The following is a 25539-nucleotide window of genomic DNA, read 5'->3' as shown; positions in this document are numbered from 1 at the left end:
ACGGTTTATATCGTTTGGCGCCAGCGCCCGCGCGCCGCACGCCCGAGCGCCGGCGGCGTTATACTCGTCGGATCGCGAACCGGGTTGGAGACCACCATGAAACCAGACTTGCTGTCCCTGCTGCGCATCGACGTGCCCATCATCCAGGCCCCGATGGCCGGCGTCTCGACGGCGGCGCTGGCCGCGGCCGTGTCCGGGGCGGGCGCGCTCGGCTCGATCTCGGTCGGTGCCGGCGACGCCGCGCAGGGCCGCGCCGCCATCGCCGACGTGCGCCGCCTGACCGACCGGCCGTTCAACGTCAACGTGTTCTGCCACCGCCCCGCGCAGGCCGACGCCGCGCGCGAAGCGGCCTGGCTCGATTATCTGTCTCCGCACTTCGCCGCCAACGGCGCCCGGCCGCCGGCCGGCCTGCGCGAAATCTATACCAGCTTCGTCGACGACGATCCGATGCTCGACGTGCTGCTGGAGGCGCGGCCGGCCATCGTCAGTTTTCACTTCGGCCTGCCGGACGCGCGCCGCATCCAGGCGCTGAAGGATGCCGGCATCGTGCTGCTGGCCAGCGCGACGTCGGTGGACGAGGCGCGCCAGGTGGAAGCGGCCGGCATCGACGTCGTCGTCGCCCAGGGCTACGAGGCCGGCGGCCACCGCGGCGTGTTCGATCCGGAGCGGGGCGACCCGGCCATCGGCACGTTCGCGTTGACGGCACTGGTGGCGAACGCCGTGCGCATTCCGGTGATCGCGGCGGGCGGTATCATGAACGGGAACGGCATCGCCGCCGCGCTGCGCCTGGGCGCGAGCGGCGCCCAGATGGGCACCGCGTTCATCCTGTGCCCGGAGTCGTCGGCGACACCGCATCACCGCGCGCTGATGCAGGCGGGGGAGGGCGTGATCACGACGGTGACGGACGTCGTGTCCGGCCGTCCCGCGCGCGGCCTCGTGAACCGTTTATTCAGCGAGATCGGCGCGCCCGGCCATCCGCCGCTGCCGGATTATCCGATCGCCTACGATGCCGTGAAGGCGCTGAACGCGGCGGCCACGAAGGCCGGCAACCAGGATTTCACGGTCAACTGGGCCGGCCAGGGATTTCCGCTGGCGCGTGCGCTGCCGGCGGCGGAGCTGGTGCGCCTGCTGGCCGCGGAGCTGGCGCAGGCGCGCTGAACGCGTTGAACGTGTTTCACGCCTCCGCGTAGGCCGCCTCGATGTCGTCCTTGCGCGGCGCCGGCGCGACGTGCACGATGAGCACCGCGTCGAGGGACAGGAACGGGTGCGCGGCGCGGTGCTTGGCGAACCAGAACACCTCGTCGATATCCTCGTCCGCCGGATCGTGCGCGGCGGTCAGCACCTGCCGGTCGTCGGGCGCATCGTCGTAGTCGACGGCTTCCAGCGCCGCGTCGTCGACGGCCTCGGTCCAGGCCGCGGCATCCTTGCCCCAGGCCTGCACGTAGCGCGCACCGGACGCGACGAGCCAGCGGGCGGCGTCCCACAGCCACATTTCCGCGACCTCGTCCTCGGCCAGCACGATGGCGAGGAAGGGCGGGCGCGCGCCCAGGTCGGGCAGGTCGGCGTCGGGCGGCAGGTGCAGATAGGTGATGGTCTTTCTTTGCATGGCGCCAGCTTACCACCGGTCGCCGGACTGCGTTACCATCCTGCGTTACCATCCCCGATCGCGGAGTCCCATGAAAATCGTCGCTTCCCTCGCGCTTGCCGCCGCATCCGTCGCATCCGCCGGCGCGGCTCACGCTGCCTTGCCCGTGTACGGCTTCTTCGTCAAGAACACCTATCCGCACGATCCGCAAGCGTTCACGCAAGGCCTGTTCTTCAAGGACGGCCACCTGTACGAGTCCACCGGCCAGAAGGGCCGTTCGTCGCTGCGCAAGGTCGACCTCAAAAGCGGCAAGGTGCTGCAAAAGAAAGACCTGGCGGACGAGTATTTCGGCGAGGGCTCGACGGCCGTGGGCGACACGATCGTCGGCCTGACCTGGCAGTCGAACGTCGGCTTCCTGTTCGACGCCAGGACGTTCGCACTGAAGGGCCGCTTCAACTACAAGGGCGAAGGCTGGGGCCTGGCGAGCGACGCGCATCACGTCTACATGAGCGACGGCACGAACGAGATCCGCGTCCTCGACCCGAAAACGCTGGACGAGCAGCGCCGCATCCGCGTGACGGCCGAGGGCAAGCCGATCACCCGGCTCAACGAACTCGAGGTCGTCGACGGCCAGATCTTCGCCAACGTGTGGGGCACGGACGTCATCGCGCGCATCGATCCGGACAGCGGCAACGTCGTCGGCTGGATCGACTGCACGGGCCTGCTGCCGCCCGACCAGCGCGGGACGAGCAATCCGGACGCCGTGTTGAACGGCATCGCGTACGAGCCGAAACAGCATCGCCTGTACGTGACGGGCAAGCTGTGGCCGAAGCTGTTCGAGATCGAGCTCGTGCCCATCCAGCGGCCTTGATCGTCACGCCAGCGCGATCACGACCTTCCCGAAATGCGATCCTGACGCCATGTGGCGGTAGGCCTCGCGTGCCTGGTCGAACGTGAACACGCGGTCGACGACGGGCTGCAGCCCGGTCGCATCGGCAAAGCGCACGACCTTTTCCAGCATGGCGCGGCTGCCCACGAAGATGCCCACGAGCCGCTTGGCCCCGGCCAGCAGGGTCGCCGGGTTGACGTCGCCCCCGACGCCGCTGACGCCGCCGATGATGGCGATGCTGCCGCCCATCGCGGCGGACGCGATCGAGCGGTTGACGGTGCCCTGGCCGCCCACTTCCAGCACCACCTGCGCGCCCGCGCCGCCGGTCGCGCGCAGCACCTCTTCCTGCCATTCCGGCGTCGTGCGGTAGTTGATGAGGTGGCGCGCGCCGAGCGCCCGCGCCCGTTGCAGCTTGGCGTCGCTGGACGACGTGATGATCGCGTTCAGCCCCGCCGCGCGGGCCAGCTGCAGGCCGAGGATGCTGACGCCGCCCGTCCCCAGCAGCAGCACGGTGTCGCCCGGACGGACGTCGTTGCCGGATTCGAAGATCGCGTTCCACGCCGTCACGCCGGCGCAGGGCAGCGTGGCCGCGTCGACGAAGCGCATCCCGGCCGGTATCTTCACCAGCGCATCCTCGTCCAGCACGACTTCCTCGGCCAGCATGCCGTCGATGTCGCCGCCGAGCGCGTGGCGGATTTTATCGGGGCCGGTCGGGCCGTCGTGCCAGTGCGGGAAGAACGAGGCCGCGACGCGGTCGCCGGGCTGCACGCGCGTGACGCCGTGGCCGGTCGCGACCACTTCGCCGGCGCCGTCCGAGCAGGGGATGATGGGGTCGTCGACGGTGACGAGGTAGTCGCCCCTGGCGACCATCAAGTCGCGGTAGTTCAGCGCGACGGCGTGCACGCGGATGCGCACTTCGCCATTGCCCAGTTCACGGCGGGGAAAATCCACGCACTGCAGCCCGTCGATGCCATCGCCGGGTAAGATCTGGTAAGCCCGCATCGCTGTCCTCCATCGGTTGACCGGCCGTCCGCGCGGGACGGGACGATATTGTCGCCGCAACGCGCGTTCCGGCGGCGCACGGTCCGCGCGGGGGATCGCCCGGTCCGGGCGCCGCGTTATTGCGCGGCGATCCTGCCCAGCCGCGCCGGAATGAAATCCTCCAGCACGGCCTGTTTCATCAGCGCCGGTGGCAAAATGCCCTGGGCGATGATGAAATCGTTGAAGGCCTTCAGGCTGAAGCGGTCGCCCAGCGCGATCTCGGCCTGCGTCTTCAGCGCGCGCAGTTTCACATAACCGTAGTAGTACGCGGTCGCCTGGCCCGGCATGCGGTACGAATAACGGTCGACTTCCGATTGCGCGAACGGTTCGGACAGCACGACTTCGCGCATCAGGAAGCTTTTCGCCTGCGCGGGCGTCATGCGTCCCAGGTTGATCTGCGGGTCGAGCAGGGCGCGCGCCATGCGCAGCAGGCGGGCCTGCAGCGACACGAGCTGGCCTTCCGGCGGCATGTACGGCAGGATCATCGCTTCCGAATACAGGCCCCAGCCTTCCACGTTCGTGCTGTTGAAGGCGAAGCGGGCGCGCGCCACCGACATGCCTTGCTCCACCATCGACGCGAATTGCAGCTCATGGCCCGGGCGGGCCTCGTGCGCGGTGAGGGTCCAGGCCATGGCGGCGAAGTCGAAGTCGTCCATCCTGGCCTTCGATTTCGCGTTCGGGTTCGACAGCGGAATCACGAACTCGCCGTATTCTCCCGTGTTGCCGATCATGCGCGGCGGGTTCATGAACGGCGCCGGCGTCTGCGCCGCTTCGGCCGGCGTGGCCGTGCGGATATTCGCTTCGCGCGTGGGCAAGGTCACGAGGTCGTGGGCACGCACCATGCCTTCGATATCTTTCAGACGCTGGCGGTAGTAGGGCAGCAGCTGGTCGGGCGCGATCGACGATTTTTTCAGTTCGCGGATCACGTCGCGGTAGTCGGACGACGGCAGGTGGTTGCGCGCGGCGATGGTGTTGGCCACGACCTGCATCTCGTCGCGCACTTCCTGGAAGTCGAAGGCGGCGCGCTCGATCATCTGTTCCGGCGCGATGTCGACGCCGACGTTGGCGAGGCGGTTCACGTAGATCGCTTCCGGCAGGCGCACTTCCTTGCGCGTGCGCGGCAGGATGCGGTTGCGCACCCAGTCGTCGTAGTCCTTGACCTGCGCCTTCAACGCCGCGAAGTCGCTTTCCCAGCCGGTGACGTTCGCTTTCCTGAACATCGCTTCGATGCCGTCCATGTACGTCGCGTTGTTGTTCAGGCCTTCCTCGACTTCGTTCACGTACGGGCCGATCAGCGCCTTGTTCGCCAGGCGTTCCTCGCCGCGGGCGCGCACGAGCGTCGCGATCGGCGTATATCCCGCTTCCTTGCCGGCGTAACGCTTCAGGCGGACCAATGCCAGCTTCTGGCGCTCGGGCTTGTTGCGCGGGTCGAGCAGGGCGCGCAGGCCGCCGTACACCAGTTCGCCCACGTTCGTGTAGTCGAGCAGGTACTGGTGCTCCAGCTTCATGGTGGCGACGACCTTTTCGCGCGAGTCGATCAGGATGTCGAGGTCCTGGCGCACCTTGACGTCGTTCTCTTGCGCGCGCTCGCGGCGGAGTATGGCCAGGCGTTTTTCGGTGTCGTCCAGCGCACGCTCGTAGACATGCGGCCTGAAGTCGGCGACCTGGGTGTCGACGCTTTCGTCGCCCAGCGCGGTGGAGTCCTCCGGCTGGTATTTACCGGTGTCCTTCAATACCGGCTGCGTGTAGGCGTCGCTGCGCGCGACCCAGGCGGGTGCGGCGGGTGCGGCTTGCGCTGCGGCGCCGAAAGCGAACAGCAGGGCGAGACCGAGTGGTGTGCGGCCGATGCGGGGCATGGTGAACCTTTCCTGGTTGGCGAAGCAAGGATTCTAAATCGGCTTGGCCACCATGAACCAGAAAATGAAGACGAATGCGATGAAGGCGGGCACGCCCAGTGCGGCCCAGGTGAAGAAGTAGCGCCAATACAGCGGCGGCAGGTCGGTGCCTTCGCGCATGGCGGCCGCCGCGAGGTCGCGCAGGCGCATCTGCAGCCACACCACCGGCAGCCAGCATGCGCCCGCCAGCACGTACAGCGTGACGGACCACACGATCCACCGGCTGTGCAGCGGATAGCCGGCCAGGTGGGCCATATAAAAACCCGTGGCGGGCTGGATGACGGCCGTCGTGGCCGTGAACAGCCAGTCGGCGATCACGACGTATTTGCTGACGATGGCGATCGCGCGCACGTCGCGGCTCACGTTCGCGAACAGCATGTACCAGGCCGACCCGATGCCCGTGCCGAACAAGAAGGTCGACGACAGGATATGCAGCCATTTCACGACGAGGTAATCCATCAGGTGTCCTCTTTTTCGAGTTCGTGGAGCAGCCAGATCGCGGCCAGCATCGGCAGGTTCTTCGTCAGCGGGCCGTATGGGTGGACGAGGAATTCGGGCAGCCGCAACGCGATCACGATCGTATAAAAGCCGATCAGCGCGAGCTGCGTCCGCCACAGCCAGCGGCGCCGGCGCAGGAACAGTGTACCGAGTCCGAGCAGCAGGTCGAACAGCGCCGCGCCGTACAACATCAGCGGCCGCAGGTGCGCGGGGATGCCGGTGCGGGCCAGCAGGTCATCGCTGTCGGCGGCCGGATAAATAAACGCCGAGACGATCGCCGTGGCGATCCACACGGCCGCGATGGCCAGCCGCAGCACGGGCAGCAGCCAGTCCAGTTTTGCGCGCGCGCGCTCGGCGCCGGGATCGACGATGAACGAGGATATCGGCCGCGGCGGGCGCCCCAGCAGGCGCGCCGTCGGGCCGGGATCGGCCGTGCTGCCGCGATCGAGCATGCGCAGCGCATCCTGGTCGAGCAGGGCGCCGGGCAGCCAGCCGCCCACGCGCGCGAGCACCCGCGCGACGCCGCCCGGCAGCGGCAGCACGCGCAGCCTGGTCATCCCCAGCGCGCGGCGCAAGGCGGCCAGGTAGTCGATGAACGGCAGCGCCTGCGGCCCGACGAGGGCGACGCGGCGCACGGTGGCGCCGCCGACCCTGTCCAGATACAGCCGCTGGCGCAGCAGGGTCACGATGGCGGCCACGGCGTCGTCGACGTGGATCGGCTGCACCAGCTGCGGCGCATCGCCCAGGCGCGCCGCGAACGGCAGCGACGCCATCGCCTTGAACACGCGCGCGCTGGCGCCGTCGGTCCCGTACACGAGCGAGGGCTGCACGATCACGGCGCGCAGCGGCAGCGTGGCCAGATAGTCGTCGGCGGCCTTCTTGGACAGGTGGTACGCGGTGTCGGCCTGGTCGTCGGCGCCCAGCGCGGACAGTTGCACGACCATGTGCACGTCGTCCGATTCGGCGCACGCCGCGAACAGGGCGCGCGGGGTGCGCGTGTGCAGGTTGGCGAACGTTTGCGTGCCGCGCTCGCGGAAGATGCCGACCGTGTTGACCACGGCTTCCACGCCGCTAAGGCGCGCCAGCCAGGCGGATTTGTCGGTATCGTGGGCGAAGTCGGCGTGGATCGCGGTCAGGCGCGGATGCCCGCCCGGCACGGCCTGGCGTTCCGGGTGCCGCACCGCGCACACGACGTCGTGGCCTTCCGCCAGCAGCGCGTGCAGCAGGTGCCGTCCAATGAATCCACCGGCGCCCGTGAGCAGGATGCGCATTGTGTCCCTTTCTTCAATGACAGCTTCGTATCCGGGAGGATCGCATGGAATCGTGGAACACGGCATTCAGGCGCGGCTTCGTCGGCGGCGCCGTCTCCAGCCTGCTGTCGACCGCGGCGCTGGCCCTGCTCGGCCGGCGCGCGACCGGCAGCCCGTACGCGGCCACCAACGCCATCAGCCACTGGATCTGGGGCGACGAGGCGCTGCGCGCGAACGCGCCGACCTTGCGCCATACGGTCCCCGGCTATGTGATCCACCACGGCAGCGCGATGTTCTGGTCGGTGCTGTTCGAGCGCGTATGCGGCCGCCTGCTCGACCGCAATGCGCCCGTCCTGACGCTGGGCGCGGCGAGCGCCGCATCGGTCGTGGCCTGTTTCGTCGATTACCGGCTCACGCCCGCGCGCCTGCAGCCCGGCTTCGAACACCATTTGTCGCGGCCGTCGCTGGCCGTCGTCTATGGCGCGTTCGGGGTCGGGCTGGCGCTCGGGGCCGTGTTGAGCCGCCGTCAAGGCGGCGTCAGGGATGGGGCGCGTTGACGGCCAGTTGCGCCTCGAACGCGCGCTGGTAGGCGGGCCGCGCTTCGCCGCGCGCGACGTAGGCCGCCAGGACCGGGAACTCGTCCAGGATGCCGGACGGCCGCAGCCGGAGGAGCACCGACACCATCATGAGGTCGCCCGCGCTGAATTCGCCGTCGAGCCAGTCGGCATCGCCCAGGCGCGCCGACAGCCGTTTCATGCGGTCGCGGACACGCTCCTCGACGAGCGGGAGGCGTTCCTTGGTCCAGGGCTTGTCGCCCTCGAAGATCCGGGCCGTGACGAGTTCCAGGATGGGCGGTTCCACCGTGTTGACGGCGGCGAACATCCACGTGATCGCGCGCGCCCGGGCGTGGCCGTCGGCCGGCAGCAGGTGGCCGTGGTGCTGGGCGATATGAAAGACGATCGCGCCCGTCTCGAACAGCGCGAGCCCGTCTTCTTCATAGGTCGGGATCTGGCCGAACGGGTGCAGGGCGAGGTGCGCGGGTTCCTTCATCGCGCGGAACGACACGAGGCGGACGTCGTACGGCAGGCCCGCTTCTTCCAGCGCCCAGCGCACGCGCGTGTCGCGCGCGAGGCCCTTGCCGCCGTCCGGTGAACGTTCGAATGCGGTGATCGTGATGGTCATGGCGTCCCCAAAAGAAAACGGCGTACCGCGAAGTGTCGCGATACGCCGTCGTTCAGTCAAGCTGAATTAAAAGCTGTAGTTCGCACGCGCATACACGTAGCGGCCGTTGTTGCCGAACGGCGTGTAGTTCGAGAACGGCGTGTTGCTGGTCGTGTTCAGCGCCGGCGGCAGCGTTTCCGAGTACTGGTCGAACAGGTTGTCCGCGCCCAGCGCGAGACTCATCTGGCGAGTCAGGGCGTAGCGGGCTTCCAGGTCGACGATCGTCCTGGCCTTCAGCGTGTAGTCGAAGGCGGCCGTCGTGCCCGGCGCCAGCACGTCGCCGTAGCGGGTGGCGCGCGCCGTCACGCCCCACTGGTTCAGCTTCCAGTTGGCGCTCGCCGTGATCTTGTTCTTCGGCTGGCCCTTTTCCAGGGTCAGCACGTTCACGCGGTCGAACAGCACGGGCGCCGGATTCAGCGCGGCCAGCTGGGCGGTGGTCGGGACCTTGGTCACGTGCGTATGGTTGACGTTGCCGGCCAGGGTGAAGTCGAAGTGGCCGGCGGCGCCCGCGTTGTAGGGCAGGCTGGCCACGACGTCGACACCTTGGGTGTTGGTGTTGACGCCGTTGATGAAGAAGCGGCCGCCGCCGACGCCCGAGAAGCCCTGCGACACGATGTAGTTGCGCACCGCGGTCGACGTCAGGTTTTCCGACAGCACGATGCGGTCGCGTACGTTGATGCGGTAGGCGTCCACCGTCAGGCTGATGGGGGCGAGGCGCATCACGGCACCGAGCGAGAAGCTGGTCGACTTCTCGGCCTTCAGGGGCTTGGCGCCCAGCGCGACGGCGACCGGGTCGTTCGGCGTGAACGTCGTGATCTCGTACGGGATGCCGTTGATGAAGTTGGTCGACGTCGACGTGAAGCGCTGCTGCTGCAGCGACGGTGCGCGGAAGCCGTTCTGCACCGAACCGCGCAGCGCGAAACTCTTCGTGAAGTCGAAGCGGCCCGCCAGCTTGCCCGAGACGTTGTTGCCGAAGTCGTTGTAGTGCTCTTCGCGGATGGCGGCGGACGCGAGCAGCTTGTCGGTGACGTTCGCCTCGACGTCGACGAACACGCCGACCGCGGTGCGCGACGTGTGCGACGCGTTGGCCGGACGGAAGCCCGGGAACACCTGCGCGCCCGAGGCGGCCGGGACGCCGCCCGGCAGGATCACGCCGCCGTTGCGCCAGGAATCCGGCTCGCCGGCGTGCATCTCGTAGCCTTCGCGGCGCGCCTCGGTGCCGACCGCCACGTTCAGCGGCGACGCGAGGCCGGCCACGTCGTACTTGCGCACGCCGGTGAGGTTGTACACGAGCTGGTTGTACGAGAAGCCGCCCGCGTCGAACACCGTCTTGCTGGTCGGGCCGATCGATGCGTTCAGCGTGTTCTGGATGTCGTAGTTCATGCCGTTCTGGCCGTACACGAGCGACGTGTCCAGGTCCCATTCGCCCATGGTCCAGCTCATGCCGACGGCGGCGCTGAAGTCTTCGACGGTCGGGGCGATGATCGGCAGGAAGCCGTTCGGGTAGATCGATTGCACGTTGCGCGAGTCCTGCGGCATGCGGAAGTAGCCGGCCGAGCGCGCGTCGCGCAGCTGGTAGCTGCTCCAGCCGTAGACTTTCACCTCGGGGGTCAGGTTGTCGCCGACGTTGACGAACACGGTCTTCTGCTGCATCTCCGGATCGCCGTACCAGGCGTCGAAGCGGTTGATGGTCAGCTCGCGCGGATCATAGGCGCCGTTCACTTTCGAGTACAGCTGGCGCATGTCGTAGCCGCTGCGCTCCGTGTGTTCCTGGTTCTTGTATTCGGCCGCGATGGTGATGAAGCCCGAGTCGCCCAGCGGCAGGCCTTTCCAAGCGCTGACGGTGGTCGTCTGGCCGTCGGTGCGCTTGCGCGAGTTCGGGCCGGTCCAGGTGGCGCCGGCCGGGGCCACGTCGTTCAGCAGGTCGTATTCGGTGACGTGGGCGCCGTAGGTGATCGTGCCTTCGCCGCCGCTGCGGTCGGTGCGCAGGCGGACGTTGACGACGCCCGAGATCGCGTCCGAGCCGTATTGCGCGGCCGCGCCGTCGCGCAGCACCTCGATGTTCTTCACGATCGCCGACGGGATCGTGTTCAGGTCGACGGCGGCCGAGCCGCGGCCGATCGAGCCGTTCAGGTTCACCAGCGCCGACGTGTGGCGGCGCTTGGAGTTCACGAGCACGAGGCTCTGGTCCGGCGCCATGCCGCGCAGGGTGGCCGGGCGGATCGTGTCGGTGCCGTCCGTCAGCGCGGGACGCGGGAAGTTCAGCGACGGCAGCGCCACCGACAGGGCCTGGTTCAGTTCCGTCGAACCGGTGGTCTTGAGCGTGTCGGCCGAGATGATGTCGACGGGGGACGCGGTGTCGAGCGCCGTGCGGTTGGCGACACGGGTACCGGTCACGACGACGGTGGCGGTGGCGCCGTCGGTCGACGTGTCCTGGGCCTGGGCCAGGGCAGGGCCGGCGAACAGCGCGGCGATGGAAAGGGCGAGTACGGTTTTTTCCGGCACAAATCGATGTTGCATTCTCTTTATCCTTATTCTTGGTCCACGGCCCGCGTGGCGGGTTGAGAGATACCGCAATCCTGTCGGGCTTGATTGACGACAAGCCCGTATTGATAGTGGGGCGTGCTTGTTATCGTTGTCAATTCAATCAGGTCGCATAGATGTACGGACGCAACAGTTGTACATGCGCGGTGCATGGGCGCACCACGGCGGATCGTTCAGTTCGTCTTGCCGCGCAGCTTCCGCACCAGCGTGACCCCCACCAGCACGGCCGCGCCGACGAGCACGCCGGCCACGGCATCGACCACGCTCGGCGCGACGGCCGCCAGCACGCGGCCCGCGACCGGCACGCCGGCCACGAACGCGGCGGCGCTCGTGGCCAGGTGGTGCAGCGGTGCGAACGCGTGGCCGATGATGCCGCCGCCGACCATGAACATGGCCACCGTGCCGATCACGGACAGCGCCTTCATCAGGCGCGGCGCCGCCGCCAGCAGCAGGTTCCCGACCGCGCGCGCGGCCGCGCTGGCGCGGCGGCTCAGGTACAGGCCGAGGTCGTCGATCTTGACGATGCCCGCCACGATGCCGTAGACGCCGATCGTCATGGCGACCGCCACCGCGACGAGGGCCGCCACCTGCGCGCCGAACGACGCGCCCCGTTCGTTGACGACGCCCAGCGCGATCACGATGATCTCCGCCGACAAGATGAAATCGGTGCGGATCGCGCCCTTGATCTTGTCTTTCTCGACCGTGAGCATGTCGGCGTCGGTCGCCAGCGCAGTGGCCAGTTCTTCTTCGTGCGCGGCATCCTCGGCGGCGCTGTGCAGCAGTTTATGCGCGACCTTTTCGAAACCCTCGAAGCATAGATAGGCGCCGCCCACCATCAGCATGGGCGTGATCGCCTGCGGCACGAACGCGGAAATCGCGAGCGCGGCCGGCACGAGGATCGCCTTGTTGCGCAGCGAGCCCAGCGCCACCGCCCACACGACGGGCAGTTCGCGGTCGGCATGCACGCCCGTCACCTGCTGGGCGTTGAGGGCGAGGTCGTCGCCCAGCACGCCGGCCGTCTTCTTGGCCGCGACCTTGCTCATCAGGGCCACGTCATCGAGCACGCTGGCAATGTCGTCGATGAGAGCCAACAAACTTCCTGCAGCCATGGACCGCTCCTCAGTATCAATGTCGCCACATCTTAACCGAGCCGGCCATCTGTTCAGGATCGCGGTTCAGGCGCGTTTTCTGCATTTCAAACCCGAAAATCTGCATCTCGTCGCTTTCCCATGCAGACGGCACCGGACGATACGTATAGTGACAACATTGGCTGCGGTGCAGCAGCCTTTCCGACCTGAAGGAGATGCCCATGAATCCGAACCTCGATCTGCCGACCGTTCCGCGTCGCCGTGCCCGTCCCCCCAAGCGCAAGACCCGCATCACCATCTATCTCGACGACGAAGTCCTGGACGAATTCCGCTCGCGCGCGGAGCGTACCGGCACCGGTTACCAGACGCTGATCAACGCCGCGCTGCGGCTGCGCCTGGCCAACGGCGACGCGAATCCGGCCGCGGCTTGAGCGATTAAATCGCATAAACCCCGCCAATACAGGGTTTATGGGGTGTAAGAAGATTACACAGAGCAATTAATTATGCTAATCTTCCGGCTCTTTCAACCCGGAGGATTTATGAAAAAAGGCGAACTGATCGCTGAATTTGCGAAGCGTACCGAGATGTCGGGCGCCGCTGCGAACGAAGCAGTGAACACCATCATCGACATCATCACCGAGCGTCTGAAAAAAGGCGACACGGTCGGCATCACCGGCTTCGGCACGTTCTCGGTCACCAAGCGCGCAGCCCGCAAGGGTCGCAACCCGGCAACCGGCGAAGTCATCAAGATCGCCGCATCGAAGACCCCGCGCTTCGCTGCCGGTGCGACCCTGAAGGCCGCCGTCAACCCGAAGAAGAAGTAAGCAGTACCCCGCGGCTGGCCGCGGCCGTCCGGCAATCGCCGGCGCCGTGCGCCATGCCCGCGTTCCTTTCCCGCCTCTCCCGAATTCCCCATGAGCTTCATCACCTGGATCGGCTTCGTCGTCGCCGCCACCCTGATCGCCATCTCGCCCGGCTCCGGCGCCATCCTGTCGATGTCGCACGGCCTCGCATACGGGCTCAAAAAGGCCAGCGCCACCGTGCTGGGCCTGCAATTGGGTCTTGTGCTCGTCCTGGTGATCGCCGGCGCCGGCGTCGGTTCGCTGCTGATCGCGTCGGCGCTCGCATTCACCGTCGTCAAGGTCGTCGGCGCGCTGTACCTGATCTGGCTCGGCATCGGCCAGTGGCGTTCGAAAGCCGCGGCGAGCGGCGTGCCGACGGCGGGCCTGGCCGCGCATCCGGCGTTCGGCCGCCGCGTGCTGACCGGTTTTCTCACCAATGCGACGAACCCGAAAGGGATCCTCTTCATGGTCGCCGTGCTGCCGCAATTCATCTCGCAGAACGCGCCGGTGCTGCCGCAGCTGGCGATCCTCGGCGCGACGATGGTCGCCATCGACACCACCGTGATGCACGGCTATGCCCTGCTGGCGTCGACCATGCAGCGCTGGTTCCGCGATCCGCGCGCCGTCAGGATGCAGAACCGTTTCTTCGGCGGCGTGCTGGTCGCCGTCGGTGCCCTGCTGTTCTTCGTCAAGCCCGGTCACGGCTGACGTTCGTATCCGGCAGATACATTTCGCAACCATTTGTAATTCGTGTCGCCGTGTACGATGTCCGTGCGTTGTAATGCAGTAGACGCGGTGTGCCTGCGCCCATAACAAAAAATACCTTATCCCCTGGAGACATCATGCCGAACCGCGTCGTGAAAACAGCCGTCCTCCTCGCATTCTCTACCCTGACGGCGCTGGCCGCGGCGGCCGATCCGCCCGCGCGCGTGGGCCGCGTCGCGCTGGCCCAGGGCCAGGTCACCATCGGCAGCGACATCGGCGCCGAGATGATGGCGGCGCAGGTCAACTGGCCGGTCACGTCCGGCAACACGATCACGACGGCGGACGGGGCGCGCACCGAGCTGCGCATCGGTTCGACGTCGATCCGCCTGGACGGCGATTCCGCGCTGGAAGTGCAGCAGCTGGACGACGACGCGCTGCACCTGCGCCTGCACTACGGCAGCGCCAGCGTGCGCGTGGTCAACGCCGATGTGCTGGCCGGCTTCGAGCTCGAGACCCCGCAGGCGCGCATCCGCCTGCAGCAGCCGGGCCGCGTGCGCATCGACGCCGAGCGCGTGCGCGACACCAGTGCCGTCACCGTGTTCGACGGCGTGGCGCTCGTCGAGGACGGCGATTCGCAGCTGACCCTGCGCGCCGGCCGGCGCGCCGAGGTGGGCGACGACGACGTGCGCACCTCGGCCGCCGTGCGCGACGCCTTCGACGAGTGGGCCCTCGCGCGCGACCGCTACGACGACAATGCTGTATCGAGCCGTTACGTGACGAGCGAGATGACCGGCTACGAAGACCTCGACCGCTATGGCAGCTGGCGCGAGGACGCCGACTACGGCCCGCTGTGGATCCCGACCGTGGCATCCACGTGGGTGCCGTACCGCGACGGCAGCTGGACGTGGCTCGACCCGTGGGGCTGGACCTGGGTCGACAACGCGCCGTGGGGCTATGCGCCGTTCCACTACGGCCGCTGGGTGCACGTGCACAACCGCTGGGCCTGGGCACCCGGCCGCCGCCACGAGCACCTGGTCTGGGCACCGGCGCTCGTCGGCTGGGTCGGCGGGAACGGCTGGAACCTCACGTTCCGCGACCGTCATCATCCGCTGCCCGCCACCGGCTGGTATCCGCTGACGCCGCACGACCGCTACGTCCCGACCTGGCACGCGCCGGACAATCACCTGCGCTGGCTGAACGAGCACGTGCGCGACAATCCGCACCGGCCGCGCGACTACCGTCCGCAGGGCCTGACTGTCGTGCCGCAGGACCGTTTCGGCCGGCCGGGCCGGGTGAACGTGCCGCGCACGCCGATCACGACGGTGTCGCCCCTGCTCGTGCGCAACGCCCCGACGGGCGCGCCGCCCGCCGCGCCGGCGCGGCCGAACTGGCCGAACCGCGACCGCGACCGCGACCGTGATCGCGACCACGACCACGACCACGACGCCAACCGCGGCCCGGTCGGCATCGCCCGCATGGATGGCCGCCACGTGGATCCGGGCCGCGAACGCCGCATCGGGACCGAGCGCGGCGAGCGCGACGGCTTCGTGCGCCAGCGTGCGCCGGGACAGGTGCTGACGGTGCCGCAGGCGGCGCCGGCGCAGGGGCTGCTGGTCACGAGCCCGACGCCGCATCTGCCGCCGCAGCCCCTGAGCACGGTGACGAGCCCGACGCCGCACCTGCCGTCGCAACCCTTGAGCACCGTGACGAGCCCGACGCCGCATCAAGCGCCGCAGCCGCTGTCGACGGTCAGCCCGACGATCCAGCAACCGCAGGCAATGCCGCCCGCGGGCGTGCCCGGCGGCTGGCGCCGCGAACGCGACGAGCGCCGTGAACAGCTGGAAGAAATGCGCCGCAACCGGCAGCCGATGCAATCGGCCCAGCCGCAGCCGCAGCCGCAGCCGCAGCCGGTGATGGCGCCGGCCGCACCGGCGCCGCAGCCGCGCGTCGAACGTCCGCAGCCGCGCTTCGAGCGTCCGCAGCCGCGCTTCGAGCGTCCGCAGCCGCGCTTCGAACGGCCGGAGCCGAGGATCGAACGCACGGAGGCACGCGTCGAACGGCCGGCACCGCCGCCCGTGCAGATGGCCCCGCGCCCGGCGCCCGTCGCGGCACCGGCGCCGCCACCGCCGCCACCACCCGTGCAGATGGCCCCGCGCCCGGCACCCGCGCCGGCTCCCGCGCCGGCAAAGGCCGAGGCGCACCACCAGCACGTCGACGAGCGTGGGCGGAACCAGAGGGAGCGCTGATCCGGCGGAGTCGGACCGGTTTGGCTACAATGCTGTTTTAGAATAGGAGTGGCCATGGACCCGAAAGATTCCCTCATCGAATACCCGAGCGATTTCCCGATCAAGGTCATGGGCCCGACGCACGACGATTTCGCCACCGCCATCGTCGAAGTGGTCACCATCCACGATCCGACTTTCCATGTTGGCAAGATGGAAGTGCGGCCGTCGGCCAAGGGCGCCTATACGGGCCTGACCGTGATCGTGCGCGCCACCAGCCGCGAGATGCTCGACAACCTGTACCGCGAGCTGTCGGCGCACCCGATGGTGAAGATCGTCCTGTAAAACCTGTTGCTTCCGGCCCCGCCTTCGGGCGGGGTTTGCAGCGCCCGCCATCAGGCTGGCTTATAATGACGGGGTATCCCTTCAAAGATCCTATCCATGCAAGCGAACCGTCCGGTCGTTCGCGACCCGGTCATCCGTGAGCTTGGCCGCGCCGACTACGAACCCGTCTTTGCCGCGATGCGCGCCTTCACGGATGCGCGCACGCCCGACACGCCCGACGAGTTGTGGATCGTCGAGCATCCGCCCGTGTTCACGCTCGGGCTGGGCGCCGACCGCGGCCACCTCCTGAGCACCCTGGAGCACGACGTCCCCGTGGTGCAGACGGACCGCGGCGGCGAAGTCACGTACCACGGCCCCGGCCAGGTCGTGATCTACCTGCTGATGGACCTGCGCCGCAACAAACCGGGCGGCAAGCTGTATGCGCGCCAGTTCGTCAACAAGATCGAGCAGGCGGTCATCGATGTGCTGGCGGCGTATAATCTGGCGGGTGAGCGCGTCGAAGGCGCGCCCGGCATCTATATCGCCGACGGTCCGCGCCGCGGCGCCAAGATCGCCGCGCTGGGCCTGAAGGTGCGCGGCAACGGCTGCACCTACCACGGCGTGTCGCTGAACGTGGCGATGGATCTGGCGCCGTTCACCTGGATCAATCCGTGCGGCTATTCCGGCCTCGCCACGGTGGACATGAAGACGATGGGCATCGACGCGCCGCTGGCCGACGTGCAGCAGGCCCTCGCCAGCGCCCTCGTGCAGCATCTGTCCACGGCACCCTCTTCAACCGCAGCGGTCGCGCAGGCCGCCACGATCAACTGAAAGCCCGACCAGGGTTATTACGCACATGACTTCCGAAATCGACAACGGCACCGCAGCAGCAGCTTCCTACAACGCCAGCGAAAAACAGAAAGGCGCGAGCAAGACGTCGCGCATCCCGATCAAGATCGTGCCGCTCGAACAACACGAGCGCCTGAAAAAGCCGGACTGGATCCGCGTGAAGGCGGCCAGCCCGTCGACGCGCTTCTACGAGATCAAGGACATCCTGCGCGCCAACAACCTCGTCACCGTGTGCGAGGAAGCCAGCTGCCCGAACATCGGCGAATGCTTCGGCAAGGGCACCGCGACCTTCATGATCATGGGCGACAAGTGCACGCGCCGCTGCCCGTTCTGCGACGTCGGCCACGGCCGCCCGGACCCGCTCGACGTCAACGAGCCGGGTAACCTCGCCAAGACCATCGCCGACCTGCGCCTGTCGTACGTCGTGATCACCTCCGTCGACCGCGACGACCTGCGCGACGGCGGCGCCGGCCACTTCGTCGAGTGCATCCAGAAGACGCGCGCGCTGTCGCCGAACACCAAGATCGAAGTGCTCGTGCCGGACTTCCGCGGCCGTCTCGAAAAAGCGCTGGACATCTTCGCCGACGGCCTGCCGGACGTGATGAACCACAACCTGGAAACCGTGCCGCGCCTGTACAAGGAAGCGCGTCCGGGCGCCGACTACCAGCACTCGCTGGTGCTGCTGCGCGACTTCAAGGCCAAGTACCCGAGCGCCGTGACGAAATCCGGCCTGATGGTGGGCCTGGGCGAGACCGACGAGGAAATCCTGGACGTGATGCGCGACATGCGCGCGCACGACATCGACATGCTGACCATCGGCCAGTACCTCGCCCCGTCGAACTCGCACCTGCCGGTGCGCCGCTACGTGCATCCGGACACCTTCAAAATGTTCGAGGAGAAGGCGTACGAGATGGGCTTCGTGCACGCGGCCGTGGGCGCGATGGTGCGTTCGTCGTATCACGCCGACCAGCAGGCGCACGAAGCGGGCGTCGCCGCGTAAGCCGCAACCAGCACCCCCCCCGTCGCCCCCGCGCCGGGGGGGCCCCTAGTTGCGCGCGTATCGTCAGCGCTGGCAAAATTGGGTCCCCCGCCTGCGCGGGGACGACGCTTTTACGCTACCGATTTTTTCATTGCGCGTGGCTTGCCGAACGGTGCCCCCGCGTCACCGACGTTATATTGATCCCATCGATCAGCCCGTGCATCCAAGAACATGAGCGAACACCACCCCCATTTTTCCCCCGCCGACGACACCCAGGACGACGATGCCGTCCTCGAACGTGAACTGAACCTGGCCGCGCGCGGCGTCGAACTGGTCAAGATGGAAGGCCGCGTCTTCCTGCGCTTTGCCGGCGCCGTGCGCGTGGACGGGCTGCACGTCGACTACCGCCTCGTGCCGGCCCGCGGCGTGCTGGCCAAGCCGAGCAAGTGGCGCAAGATGGAGGTGACGGCGCGGCGCGCACTCGTCGAGGAACGCGCCACGCGCGACGCCGTCGACGACCTGAACCAGGAGGTCGAGGAATTCGTGCGCGAGATCGCCGACCAGGCCGACGAATTCGGCGTCGACCCGATGCTGTTCCTGCACGTGCTGGAAGAGCTGGAGACGTCCGAGCCGGCCGAATTCGTGTTCGACCGCATCCGCCAGCGCCTGCTGCACGCCATCGAGCGCGAGCAGGAAGAACGCCACGCCGCGCGCACCAAGGAAAGCATCAACCTGGCCGAATATCCGGCGTCGTTCGACGTGGCCGGCAAGATGGCGCGCCGTTTCATCGCGTTGCTCGGACCGACCAATTCCGGCAAGACGCACCGCGCGATGGAACATCTGGCGCAGGCCGAAAGCGGCGTCTACCTGGCCCCGCTGCGCCTGCTGGCGCTGGAAAACTACGAACGCCTGCAACACGCGGTGCGCGCCGACGGCGGCAAGGTCAAGGTCAGCCTGATCACGGGCGAGGAGCGCCGCCTGGCCGAAGGTGCGACGCACGTGGCCAGCACCGTCGAGATGCTGGACACGAAGACGCCCGTGCAAGTGGCGGTGATCGACGAGATCCAGATGCTGGCCGACCGCGACCGCGGCGCCGCGTGGACGGCGGCCGTGTGCGGCGCGCCGGCGTCGACCGTGTACCTCGTCGGGGCGCCGGAAGCGCGGCGCGCGATCGAGGCGCTGGCCGAGCGCCTGGAATGCCCGCTCGACGTGCACGTTTTAAAACGCAAGGCGCCGCTGTCGATGGAACCGGGCGCCGTGCGCAAGCTGAGGAATCTGAAGCGCGGCGACGCCGTCATCGCGTTCTCGCGGCGCGAGGTGCTGATGTGGCGCGACATGATCACGGAAATGGGTCTATCGGTCGCCACCGTCTACGGCAATCTGTCGCCGGAAGTGCGGCGCGCCCAGGCCGAGCGGTTCCGCGAGGGGCAGGCCGACATCGTCGTCGGCACGGACGCCCTCGCGATGGGCCTGAACATGCCGATCCAGCGCATCGTCATGACGACGGCCGTCAAGTACAACGGTGTCGAGGAAGAAGAAATCTCGGCCGCGCTCGCCAAGCAGATCGCCGGCCGCGCCGGGCGCTACGGCGTGCACGAGGAAGGTTTCGTTGCCGGCTACGACGACGATACGCACGACGTCATGCGCGCCTTGATGAAGGAAAAGATCCCGCCCGTGCCGGCCACCGGCTTTGCCGTGGCACCGTCGCTGGAGCAATTGCACCGCATCTCGTCGGTGACGGGCGAGACGTCGCTGGTCAAACTATTAAAACGCTTCGTGCACAATATCGACGTGCCGGACGGCTTTTTTTATCCGCGCATCACGGAAGAACAGAACGGGCGCGCGGAATGGCTCGATACGCTCGACCTGAGCGTGGCCGAAAAATTCACGCTGTCGCTCGTGCCGATCTCGACCAAGGTGCCGACCCTGGAAAGCGCGTGGACGCACTGGGCGCAGTCGCTGGCGAAAAGAAAGGTGTGCAAGCTCCAACCCCATCCGCAGGAATTGTTTTGGCAAAACCTGCAGGAAGTCGAGGACACGTGCCGCATGTACTCGGCCTATGCCTGGCTCGGCTACCGCATGCCGGAATTCTTTCCCAGCATCGAGGAAGCGCAGACCCTGGCGCGCGAAGCGTCCGAGCGCGTCGATGCGCTGTTGCAGCAGCAGAACGCGGCGACGCGCAAGCGCCAGTCGAAGAAGGAAAGAGGCCGCTGGTAAGCCGGCGCGGCGGTGTCAGTCGGGTTGGGCTGTTCGCACTGTCCCGACGGCTGCCAGCCACTCGTCCCACAGGGCCGGATCGCTCGTCCGGCCGTCTTCACCCAGCCGGTAGCCGGCCAGCAGGTCGGCCAGGTCGCTGCATTCCGTCAACTCGACTTCGCGCGCGAGGAAGGCCAGCATGGCACGGTAGGCCTGCTCGACCGTCAATGTTTCGGTGCTTGCGTTCATGATCGCCTCCGTGTCGATGGCGTCAGCTTACGCCACTGCGCGCGGCGTCAGCGCATGCGCCGGTCGGGGCGGATCTTCGCGTCGACCTTTAATACGCCCGGGATCGCGCGCAGGCGGTCGAGCAGTGCGGTGAATTCCGATTCGGACATGCGCGAAAAGGCGATGATCACGTCGTCCGTCGGCGCCCCTTCTTCGTTTTGCTGGACGATGAATGTGCCGATGCGGTTGGTCACCGGGCCGAGTTCCTTTTCCAGCACATGCAGCGTGAGCCGGCCATGTTCGGCCGACAGCACCAGCTCGCGTCGTTGCCGGGACGAGAAATAGCGTTGTTCCAGCGGCTTCATGGCGGCCAGGATGAACAGCATGATGGCCGTGCCCGCCGCCGCCGCCACATACATCCCGCCGCCCACTGCCAGGCCGACGGCCGCCACCGACCACAGGCTGGCCGCCGTCGTGAGGCCGCGCACGACGTCGCCGCGCAGCAGGATCGACCCCGCGCCGAGGAAGCCGATGCCGGACACGACCTGGGCCGCCACGCGCGACGGGTCGAGCGAAACGTGGTCGTGGGCCAGCACGTCGTTGAAGCCATAGGCCGAGACGATCATGATCAGGCAGGCACTGACGCAGACGAGCATGTGGGTTCGCAGCCCTGCCGCCCAGGACAGGCGTTCGCGTTCGAATCCGATCGCCCCGCCCAGCAGGGCCGCCAGGCACAGGCGCGCGACAACTTCGGCATCTGGCAGCATGGTGATTGTCTTGATGAGCCCCAAAGGGCCATGTTAGCACCGGGCCCGGCGGGGCGGCGCACCGTCACGGCCGGCAGTGCGCGGCGACGCCTGATCCATGCGGGCCGGCGGAGGTGACGTCGGCGGGCGAATAATCGTTGCCCAGCGCCAGCGTCTGGCCGCCTTCATAGCGCAGGCTCAATTGGTCGCCGGAATAGTCGGGCAGCGCGCGCGGGATGTAGATGGCGAAGCGGTAATCCAGGTGCCCGTAATAGCCGTGCCGGAAGACCTGGCTGGCGGGTCCGCGCTGGATCTCGGCCGCGATCGCGTCGGCGAGCGTCGGCGTGTCGAAGCGGCTGTTGATGTCGGCCGTATCGTCCAGTCGCAGCGTGTATGGCCGCAGCGGTCCGTAGCGGCGGTCGCCGTACTGGACGCGGACGTGGTCGACGTCGAAATAGAAGCTCGGGATGTTGGCGCCGGTGACGTCCAGGGCGCACAGCACGAACACGGCCCAGAAGCCGTGCGAATCCAGCGGCAGCGCGGCCTCCACGGGCGCGCGGTGCGGCAGCGCGACGGGGTTCGTGAAATCGATCCGGTGGACGTTGGCAACATGCTGGTAATGCAACACCACGGTGTTGCGCAGACCGGTATCGACAGTGCTGCAGCCTGCCGCCGTCAGCAGGCCCGGAATGAGGGCGTACGTGATCAGCTTGCGCATGGTTCCTCCTTTGCCGGCGTCAAGCTTGGGCCGAACAGCGGATCGAGGCTTGCGGGAGGTCAGCGGTGTGCGGGGAGCCAGCGTCGTGGGCGGAGGGCCGCCCACCCTACGATTTCAACGATTTCTGCAGCAACGCGTGCAGCGATGCGAAATCGGGCTCACCCAGATACCGCTTGAGAATCTTGCCATCCTTGCCGATGACAAAGGTGGTCGGCGTCATATTGACGTCGCCGAACTGCTTGGCGAGGTCGCCGCCGGAATCGAGGGCCACCTTGAACGGCAGCTTGCGCGTCTCGGTATAGTTCAGGACATAGTCCGGCCGATCGTAGCTCATCGCCACGGCGACGAATTCCAGGCCGTCCTTCTTGAACTCGTTGTACGTCTCGACCATCTGCGGCATTTCCTTCACGCAGGTGGCGCAGGACGTCGCCCAGAAATTGACCATCACGACCTTGCCGCGCAGATCGTGCGAGCTGATCTTCTGGCCGTCGATGGAAATGAAGGTGACGTCGGGCGCCTGCTGCTGCTGGCTGAACGTGGCGAAGCCGATGCCGGCGATCGCCAGCACGGCCGCGCCGATGGCGGCCGGCTTGATCCAGGCGCGTTGTGAAGTGGTCATGGTGTCTTCATCCTGCAATGCCCATCAGGCGACGTCACGATTATAAGCCTGCGCCTTACGACGTGCCGCGGGGCTCGGGTTGCTGCTGTTGCGGCGGTTGCATCGAGCGCAGGTCTTCCTCACTGATGTACTCGAACATTTTTACCACGCGCATGACGCCGGACACGCCCTGGGCCACTTCGGCGGCGATATTGCCTTCGCGCTGAGTCACAAGGCCCATCAGGTAGACGGTGCCGCTCTCGGTCACGACCTGGAACGAGGTGGCCGAGACGGTCTTCTTGTCCGCCAGGCTGAGCTTGACCTTGCTCGTGATGAGGGAATCGCTGGCGCGCGACGTATAGCTCGACGGGCCGGCGATCTGCAGTTCGTTGATCACGGAATCGACATTGGTGATGCCGCGCACTTCGTTCTCGACCGCGCGCTTCATCGCCTCGTCGCGCACCTCGCCGGTCAGCAGCACCTTGCGGTTGTAGCTGTTGACGTTGACGTGGCCGGCGTCGCCGACGATGTCGCCCATGTGGGTCGCGGCCTTCAGTTCGATGCCCTTGTCTTCGGTTTGCGCGCCCAGCGTGCGGCGGTCGGCCGTCGCGACGGCGCCGCTGACGGCGGCACCGGCCACGAGCGCGACGCAGCCTTGCAGGGAAGACAGCAGGGCCACGCACAGCACGGCCTTCGACAGGGGACGCAGCAGGGCGCCGGCATTAATTTGCATCTTCTTCTCCGAACAGGGCGACGTCGAGGCCGTCGCAGATACTGTGGATCGCTACCAGATGCACTTCCTGGATGCGGGCGGTGCGCGCGTGCGGCACGTTGATGTGGACGTCGGCGTCGGTCAGCATCTTCCCCAGCTGGCCGCCATCCTTGCCGGTCATGGCGACGATGCGCATTTCGCGTTCCAGCGCGGCTTCGACGGCCGCCAGCACGTTGGCCGAATTACCGGACGTGGAAATCGCCAGCAGGATGTCGCCGGCCTGGCCGAACGCCTGCACCTGCTTGCTGAAGATTTCCTTGAAACTGTAGTCGTTGCCGACGGCCGTGATGATCGACGTGTCGGTGGTCAGCGCGATGCCCGGCAGCGGGAAGCGCTCGCGCTCGAAGCGGCCGACCAGTTCGGCGGCGAAGTGCTGGGCATCGCCGGCCGAGCCGCCGTTGCCGCAGGCGAGAACCTTGTTGCCGTTGGAAAGCGCATTGAACATCAGCTCAATCGCTTGGGAAATCGGTTGTGCGAGGAGAGCCGCCGACTTCATCTTGAGTTCGGCGCTTTCCTGGAAGTGGGCGAGGATGCGTTGAGTATTCATGGTCGAAGATTATAGTGCAGTGGCAATGCCCGGCGATCAAGGCCAGCAAAAAATGCTTACACTTCCAGGCCTTCAAGAACCGTCGCGAGCGGCAGCGGTGTTGACTGGGAAGCGCAGCTGTACGCACAGTACAGCGAGCATCGCAAGTCAAAAATGCAACGCGCAGCAGGTTTTTAAACGCCTGCTTCAATGGCGTTCCTTATCCATTCGATATCTTCCCCATCGATGGCGACCACATCGATGCGGCACGGCGGCAAGCGGTCGAAACGCTGTAAATAGACCTGGGCGGCGCGGATGATGCGGCGGATCTTCGCCGGACCGATGCTGGCCGCCGCGCTGACCTGGGCGTCGGCGGCGCGCTGGCGCACTTCGACGAACACGAGCGTGGCGCCGTCGCGCAGGATCAGGTCGATTTCCCCGAGTTTGCAGCGGAAATTCGCTTCCACCAGGACGAGACCGTGGCGCCCAAGATACGCGAGCGCCACGTCTTCCCATTGCCGCCCCTGTTCCTGCGTGCGCGACAGGCGGGTCGGCCACATGTCAGCGCTCCCTGTCCACGGGCGCGAACGCGCCGTCGCGGACGATGACGGCCGCCTCGCGCCGCCGCAACTCGAGCTGGCCGCCGGGACCGGGCGCCACGTCGAGCCGGCCCGTGACGCCGTCGATACCGAACGGCGCGCCGCCGCGCAGCGCCAGCTCGCGCGCCACCCGGAAGGCGTCGATGCCGAGCGCGTACAGACGGTCCATGTCGGGCGCCTGTTCCGTATGCAGCGGGCGCGGATAGACCATCACGACCGGGTGATCCGGCAGCACCATCCACGGCAGGTCGAGGATGCGCACGCCGTCGAGGCCGGACAGGCCGGACGAGCCGGACAGGTCTTCTTGCGCCGACCGCCCCGGATTGGCCGCGCCGCCGCCGTAGCAGGGGATCGCGGCGCCGGCCAGGGCGCGCACGGGACGCAGCCCGGCGCCGTCGAGCGCCGCGAACAGCAGGTCGGGCGGGTCGATCTCCAGTTTTTGCCGGAGTTCGTCGATGGCGGCCTTGCCGCCTTCCCCGGACGGCACGGCGAAGCGCTGGTCCGTGTGCCCCAGCCGGGTCCAGCGCGCCTCGAACGCGCCGGCCGCGCGCTGCGCCCAGGCCGCGCCGCCCGTCAGGATCAGGGCGCGGCCGTGCGGGTGCTCGCGCGCGGCCCATTCCGCCACCTGGCGCGCCTCGTCCTCGATCGACAGGCCGGCCACGAGCATCAGCCGCGGCAGCGCCGGCCGCCCTTCCGGCACGCTCAGCACGACGGTCGGCCGCGTGACGGCATCGCTGTCGGCCAGCGCGGCGACGGCGGCGCGCGCGAGCGGCCCGACGATGATGTCGCTGGCCACCGCCGCGCGTGCATAGGCGTCGAGCACGTCGCGCGGCGCGTCGCCCGTCGGGACGACCTCGGCCTTGAAGCCGGTACCGTCGCGTTCCATGCCGGCCATGAAGCCGGCGCGCACGGCCTCCGCGGCTGGCGCGAGGGTGCTGGATCGCAGCGGCAGCAGCAGGGCGATGCGGATGGGCGTGTCGGATGGCGGGGGCGGTGGGGACGGCTCGTTCGCTTGCGGTTTGATCGGCCGCGGCTGGATGGCGGGATCGTCCAGCATGGCGAGCGTGACGGCGTGCGCACTTGTGTTTGTGTCCACGGACGCGCACAATCGCTGCGGCCCGGCGCATGGCGCGCCGGCCATGGCATGGCCGCCCATGCTCATCGCGACGAGCAGCCAGGCCAGCCCGGCACGGCGCGCCTCGAGAATGTTCATCCGCATCCGAT

General features: G+C 67.6%; 28 protein-coding genes. 11 read left to right on the top strand and 17 right to left on the bottom strand.

Annotation, left to right across the window (positions count from 1 at the left end):
* Positions 1–96 precede the first annotated feature (96 nt).
* Positions 97–1158, top strand: a complete 1062-nt coding sequence (locus U9J41_RS12740; protein WP_322402556.1) for an NAD(P)H-dependent flavin oxidoreductase — start codon at positions 97–99, stop codon at positions 1156–1158.
* 16 nt (positions 1159–1174) lie between these two features.
* On the opposite strand, the gene U9J41_RS12735 is transcribed toward U9J41_RS12740, so the two are convergent.
* Entirely contained in the window at positions 1175–1606 is a 432-nt protein-coding gene (locus U9J41_RS12735; protein WP_322402555.1) for a DUF7684 family protein, read from the bottom strand.
* Positions 1607–1676: 70 nt separating this feature from the next.
* Here U9J41_RS12735 and U9J41_RS12730 point away from each other — a divergent pair, with 70 nt between their 5' ends.
* Positions 1677–2456, top strand: a complete 780-nt coding sequence (locus U9J41_RS12730; protein ID WP_322402554.1) for a glutaminyl-peptide cyclotransferase — start codon at positions 1677–1679, stop codon at positions 2454–2456.
* A gap of 3 nt (positions 2457–2459) precedes the next feature.
* Here the strand turns inward: U9J41_RS12730 and U9J41_RS12725 are convergent, their stop codons facing one another.
* From U9J41_RS12725 to U9J41_RS12710, 4 genes are all read right to left on the bottom strand, one after another.
* The gene (locus U9J41_RS12725) at positions 2460–3476 is read right to left on the bottom strand and encodes a zinc-dependent alcohol dehydrogenase family protein (protein ID WP_322402553.1); all 1017 of its coding nucleotides are present in this window, start codon (positions 3474–3476) and stop codon (positions 2460–2462) included.
* A gap of 116 nt (positions 3477–3592) precedes the next feature.
* Positions 3593–5371 (bottom strand): DUF885 domain-containing protein, encoded by a 1779-nt coding sequence (locus U9J41_RS12720; protein ID WP_322402552.1) that lies wholly within the window; start codon positions 5369–5371, stop codon positions 3593–3595.
* Between the two features lie 33 nt (positions 5372–5404).
* On the bottom strand, positions 5405–5869 hold the full coding sequence (locus U9J41_RS12715; RefSeq protein WP_322402551.1) for a DUF2269 family protein: 465 nt from the start codon (positions 5867–5869) through the stop codon (positions 5405–5407).
* On the bottom strand, positions 5869–7179 hold the full coding sequence (locus U9J41_RS12710) for an SDR family oxidoreductase (protein WP_322402550.1): 1311 nt from the start codon (positions 7177–7179) through the stop codon (positions 5869–5871). The genes U9J41_RS12715 and U9J41_RS12710 overlap by 1 nt, the downstream gene beginning before the upstream one ends.
* A 44-nt stretch (positions 7180–7223) precedes the next feature.
* On the opposite strand from U9J41_RS12710, the gene U9J41_RS12705 reads away from it, so the two are divergent.
* Positions 7224–7715, top strand: a complete 492-nt coding sequence (locus U9J41_RS12705; protein ID WP_322402549.1) for a hypothetical protein — start codon at positions 7224–7226, stop codon at positions 7713–7715.
* On the opposite strand, the gene U9J41_RS12700 is transcribed toward U9J41_RS12705, so the two are convergent.
* From U9J41_RS12700 to U9J41_RS12685, 4 genes are all read right to left on the bottom strand, one after another.
* Complete coding sequence (locus U9J41_RS12700) at positions 7696–8340, bottom strand: glutathione S-transferase family protein (RefSeq protein WP_322402548.1); 645 nt, start codon at positions 8338–8340, stop codon at positions 7696–7698. The two genes, U9J41_RS12705 and U9J41_RS12700, sit on opposite strands and share 20 nt — an antisense overlap.
* Before the next feature lie 66 nt (positions 8341–8406).
* On the bottom strand, positions 8407–10899 hold the full coding sequence (locus U9J41_RS12695; protein ID WP_322402547.1) for a TonB-dependent receptor plug domain-containing protein: 2493 nt from the start codon (positions 10897–10899) through the stop codon (positions 8407–8409).
* Positions 10900–11096: 197 nt separating this feature from the next.
* Positions 11097–12032: a DUF808 domain-containing protein gene (locus U9J41_RS12690; protein ID WP_322402546.1), complete on the bottom strand. Its 936-nt coding sequence runs from the start codon at positions 12030–12032 to the stop codon at positions 11097–11099.
* Positions 12033–12048: 16 nt separating this feature from the next.
* Complete coding sequence (locus tag U9J41_RS12685) at positions 12049–12234, bottom strand: hypothetical protein (protein ID WP_322402545.1); 186 nt, start codon at positions 12232–12234, stop codon at positions 12049–12051.
* Here U9J41_RS12685 and U9J41_RS12680 point away from each other — a divergent pair.
* From U9J41_RS12680 to U9J41_RS12645, 8 genes are all read left to right on the top strand, one after another.
* On the top strand, positions 12233–12442 hold the full coding sequence (locus U9J41_RS12680) for a BrnA antitoxin family protein (protein WP_322402544.1): 210 nt from the start codon (positions 12233–12235) through the stop codon (positions 12440–12442). The two genes, U9J41_RS12685 and U9J41_RS12680, sit on opposite strands and share 2 nt — an antisense overlap.
* Positions 12443–12550: 108 nt before the next feature.
* Positions 12551–12835: an HU family DNA-binding protein gene (locus U9J41_RS12675; protein ID WP_322402589.1), complete on the top strand. Its 285-nt coding sequence runs from the start codon at positions 12551–12553 to the stop codon at positions 12833–12835.
* Between the two features lie 90 nt (positions 12836–12925).
* Entirely contained in the window at positions 12926–13561 is a 636-nt protein-coding gene (locus U9J41_RS12670; protein ID WP_322402543.1) for a LysE family transporter, read from the top strand.
* Between the two features lie 134 nt (positions 13562–13695).
* Entirely contained in the window at positions 13696–15804 is a 2109-nt protein-coding gene (locus U9J41_RS12665) for a DUF6600 domain-containing protein (protein WP_322402542.1), read from the top strand.
* A 54-nt stretch (positions 15805–15858) separates the two neighbouring features.
* Positions 15859–16125, top strand: a complete 267-nt coding sequence (locus tag U9J41_RS12660; RefSeq protein ID WP_322402541.1) for a DUF493 family protein — start codon at positions 15859–15861, stop codon at positions 16123–16125.
* A 96-nt stretch (positions 16126–16221) separates the two neighbouring features.
* Positions 16222–16935 (top strand): lipoyl(octanoyl) transferase LipB, encoded by a 714-nt coding sequence (gene lipB, locus U9J41_RS12655; RefSeq protein WP_322402540.1) that lies wholly within the window; start codon positions 16222–16224, stop codon positions 16933–16935.
* Between the two features lie 25 nt (positions 16936–16960).
* Positions 16961–17953, top strand: coding sequence for a lipoyl synthase (gene lipA / locus U9J41_RS12650; protein ID WP_322402539.1), 993 nt, complete (start codon positions 16961–16963; stop codon positions 17951–17953).
* A 210-nt stretch (positions 17954–18163) separates the two neighbouring features.
* Positions 18164–20149 carry a helicase-related protein gene (locus tag U9J41_RS12645; RefSeq protein ID WP_322402538.1) on the top strand — a complete coding sequence of 662 codons (1986 nt, stop codon included), beginning with the start codon at positions 18164–18166 and terminating at the stop codon, positions 20147–20149.
* 15 nt (positions 20150–20164) lie between these two features.
* Here the strand turns inward: U9J41_RS12645 and U9J41_RS12640 are convergent, their stop codons facing one another.
* The 8 genes from U9J41_RS12640 to U9J41_RS12605 form a co-directional block, all read right to left on the bottom strand.
* A complete protein-coding gene (locus U9J41_RS12640; protein ID WP_322402537.1) occupies positions 20165–20377 on the bottom strand; it encodes a hypothetical protein in 213 nt (70 codons plus the stop codon).
* Positions 20378–20424: 47 nt separating this feature from the next.
* Positions 20425–21123 carry an MgtC/SapB family protein gene (locus U9J41_RS12635; protein WP_322402536.1) on the bottom strand — a complete coding sequence of 233 codons (699 nt, stop codon included), beginning with the start codon at positions 21121–21123 and terminating at the stop codon, positions 20425–20427.
* 64 nt (positions 21124–21187) lie between these two features.
* Positions 21188–21820, bottom strand: a complete 633-nt coding sequence (locus U9J41_RS12630) for a hypothetical protein (RefSeq protein WP_322402535.1) — start codon at positions 21818–21820, stop codon at positions 21188–21190.
* Between the two features lie 106 nt (positions 21821–21926).
* Positions 21927–22439, bottom strand: coding sequence for a peroxiredoxin family protein (locus tag U9J41_RS12625; RefSeq protein ID WP_322402534.1), 513 nt, complete (start codon positions 22437–22439; stop codon positions 21927–21929).
* 55 nt (positions 22440–22494) lie between these two features.
* Positions 22495–23151 carry a BON domain-containing protein gene (locus U9J41_RS12620; protein WP_322402533.1) on the bottom strand — a complete coding sequence of 219 codons (657 nt, stop codon included), beginning with the start codon at positions 23149–23151 and terminating at the stop codon, positions 22495–22497.
* A complete protein-coding gene (locus U9J41_RS12615; RefSeq protein WP_322402532.1) occupies positions 23141–23737 on the bottom strand; it encodes a phosphoheptose isomerase in 597 nt (198 codons plus the stop codon). The genes U9J41_RS12620 and U9J41_RS12615 overlap by 11 nt, the downstream gene beginning before the upstream one ends.
* Before the next feature lie 173 nt (positions 23738–23910).
* Positions 23911–24276 carry a YraN family protein gene (locus tag U9J41_RS12610; RefSeq protein ID WP_322402531.1) on the bottom strand — a complete coding sequence of 122 codons (366 nt, stop codon included), beginning with the start codon at positions 24274–24276 and terminating at the stop codon, positions 23911–23913.
* A gap of 1 nt (position 24277) precedes the next feature.
* The gene (locus U9J41_RS12605; RefSeq protein ID WP_322402530.1) at positions 24278–25528 is read right to left on the bottom strand and encodes a penicillin-binding protein activator; all 1251 of its coding nucleotides are present in this window, start codon (positions 25526–25528) and stop codon (positions 24278–24280) included.
* Positions 25529–25539: the final 11 nt, after the last annotated feature.

This window comes from Massilia luteola (assembly GCF_034420155.1).
Taxonomy (GTDB): Bacteria; Pseudomonadota; Gammaproteobacteria; order Burkholderiales; family Burkholderiaceae_D; genus Telluria; species Telluria luteola.
The sequence above is the reverse complement of the archived record's forward strand: the minus strand, read 5'-3'. Positions and strand labels throughout refer to the sequence as shown.

What these genes read in the sequence shown, in the direction of transcription:
- U9J41_RS12740 (WP_322402556.1), top strand. Translation starts at nt 97, where the DNA reads ATGAAACCAGACTTGCTGTCCCTGCTGCGCATCGACGTGCCCATCATC.
- U9J41_RS12735 (WP_322402555.1), bottom strand. Translation starts at nt 1,606, where the DNA reads ATGCAAAGAAAGACCATCACCTATCTGCACCTGCCGCCCGACGCCGAC.
- U9J41_RS12730 (WP_322402554.1), top strand. Translation starts at nt 1,677, where the DNA reads ATGAAAATCGTCGCTTCCCTCGCGCTTGCCGCCGCATCCGTCGCATCC.
- U9J41_RS12725 (WP_322402553.1), bottom strand. Translation starts at nt 3,476, where the DNA reads ATGCGGGCTTACCAGATCTTACCCGGCGATGGCATCGACGGGCTGCAG.
- U9J41_RS12720 (WP_322402552.1), bottom strand. Translation starts at nt 5,371, where the DNA reads ATGCCCCGCATCGGCCGCACACCACTCGGTCTCGCCCTGCTGTTCGCT.
- U9J41_RS12715 (WP_322402551.1), bottom strand. Translation starts at nt 5,869, where the DNA reads ATGGATTACCTCGTCGTGAAATGGCTGCATATCCTGTCGTCGACCTTC.
- U9J41_RS12710 (WP_322402550.1), bottom strand. Translation starts at nt 7,179, where the DNA reads ATGCGCATCCTGCTCACGGGCGCCGGTGGATTCATTGGACGGCACCTG.
- U9J41_RS12705 (WP_322402549.1), top strand. Translation starts at nt 7,224, where the DNA reads ATGGAATCGTGGAACACGGCATTCAGGCGCGGCTTCGTCGGCGGCGCC.
- U9J41_RS12700 (WP_322402548.1), bottom strand. Translation starts at nt 8,340, where the DNA reads ATGACCATCACGATCACCGCATTCGAACGTTCACCGGACGGCGGCAAG.
- U9J41_RS12695 (WP_322402547.1), bottom strand. Translation starts at nt 10,899, where the DNA reads ATGCAACATCGATTTGTGCCGGAAAAAACCGTACTCGCCCTTTCCATC.
- U9J41_RS12690 (WP_322402546.1), bottom strand. Translation starts at nt 12,032, where the DNA reads ATGGCTGCAGGAAGTTTGTTGGCTCTCATCGACGACATTGCCAGCGTG.
- U9J41_RS12680 (WP_322402544.1), top strand. Translation starts at nt 12,233, where the DNA reads ATGAATCCGAACCTCGATCTGCCGACCGTTCCGCGTCGCCGTGCCCGT.
- U9J41_RS12685 (WP_322402545.1), bottom strand. Translation starts at nt 12,234, where the DNA reads ATGGGCATCTCCTTCAGGTCGGAAAGGCTGCTGCACCGCAGCCAATGT.
- U9J41_RS12675 (WP_322402589.1), top strand. Translation starts at nt 12,551, where the DNA reads ATGAAAAAAGGCGAACTGATCGCTGAATTTGCGAAGCGTACCGAGATG.
- U9J41_RS12670 (WP_322402543.1), top strand. Translation starts at nt 12,926, where the DNA reads ATGAGCTTCATCACCTGGATCGGCTTCGTCGTCGCCGCCACCCTGATC.
- U9J41_RS12665 (WP_322402542.1), top strand. Translation starts at nt 13,696, where the DNA reads ATGCCGAACCGCGTCGTGAAAACAGCCGTCCTCCTCGCATTCTCTACC.
- U9J41_RS12660 (WP_322402541.1), top strand. Translation starts at nt 15,859, where the DNA reads ATGGACCCGAAAGATTCCCTCATCGAATACCCGAGCGATTTCCCGATC.
- lipB (WP_322402540.1), top strand. Translation starts at nt 16,222, where the DNA reads ATGCAAGCGAACCGTCCGGTCGTTCGCGACCCGGTCATCCGTGAGCTT.
- lipA (WP_322402539.1), top strand. Translation starts at nt 16,961, where the DNA reads ATGACTTCCGAAATCGACAACGGCACCGCAGCAGCAGCTTCCTACAAC.
- U9J41_RS12645 (WP_322402538.1), top strand. Translation starts at nt 18,164, where the DNA reads ATGAGCGAACACCACCCCCATTTTTCCCCCGCCGACGACACCCAGGAC.
- U9J41_RS12640 (WP_322402537.1), bottom strand. Translation starts at nt 20,377, where the DNA reads ATGAACGCAAGCACCGAAACATTGACGGTCGAGCAGGCCTACCGTGCC.
- U9J41_RS12635 (WP_322402536.1), bottom strand. Translation starts at nt 21,123, where the DNA reads ATGCTGCCAGATGCCGAAGTTGTCGCGCGCCTGTGCCTGGCGGCCCTG.
- U9J41_RS12630 (WP_322402535.1), bottom strand. Translation starts at nt 21,820, where the DNA reads ATGCGCAAGCTGATCACGTACGCCCTCATTCCGGGCCTGCTGACGGCG.
- U9J41_RS12625 (WP_322402534.1), bottom strand. Translation starts at nt 22,439, where the DNA reads ATGACCACTTCACAACGCGCCTGGATCAAGCCGGCCGCCATCGGCGCG.
- U9J41_RS12620 (WP_322402533.1), bottom strand. Translation starts at nt 23,151, where the DNA reads ATGCAAATTAATGCCGGCGCCCTGCTGCGTCCCCTGTCGAAGGCCGTG.
- U9J41_RS12615 (WP_322402532.1), bottom strand. Translation starts at nt 23,737, where the DNA reads ATGAATACTCAACGCATCCTCGCCCACTTCCAGGAAAGCGCCGAACTC.
- U9J41_RS12610 (WP_322402531.1), bottom strand. Translation starts at nt 24,276, where the DNA reads ATGTGGCCGACCCGCCTGTCGCGCACGCAGGAACAGGGGCGGCAATGG.
- U9J41_RS12605 (WP_322402530.1), bottom strand. Translation starts at nt 25,528, where the DNA reads ATGAACATTCTCGAGGCGCGCCGTGCCGGGCTGGCCTGGCTGCTCGTC.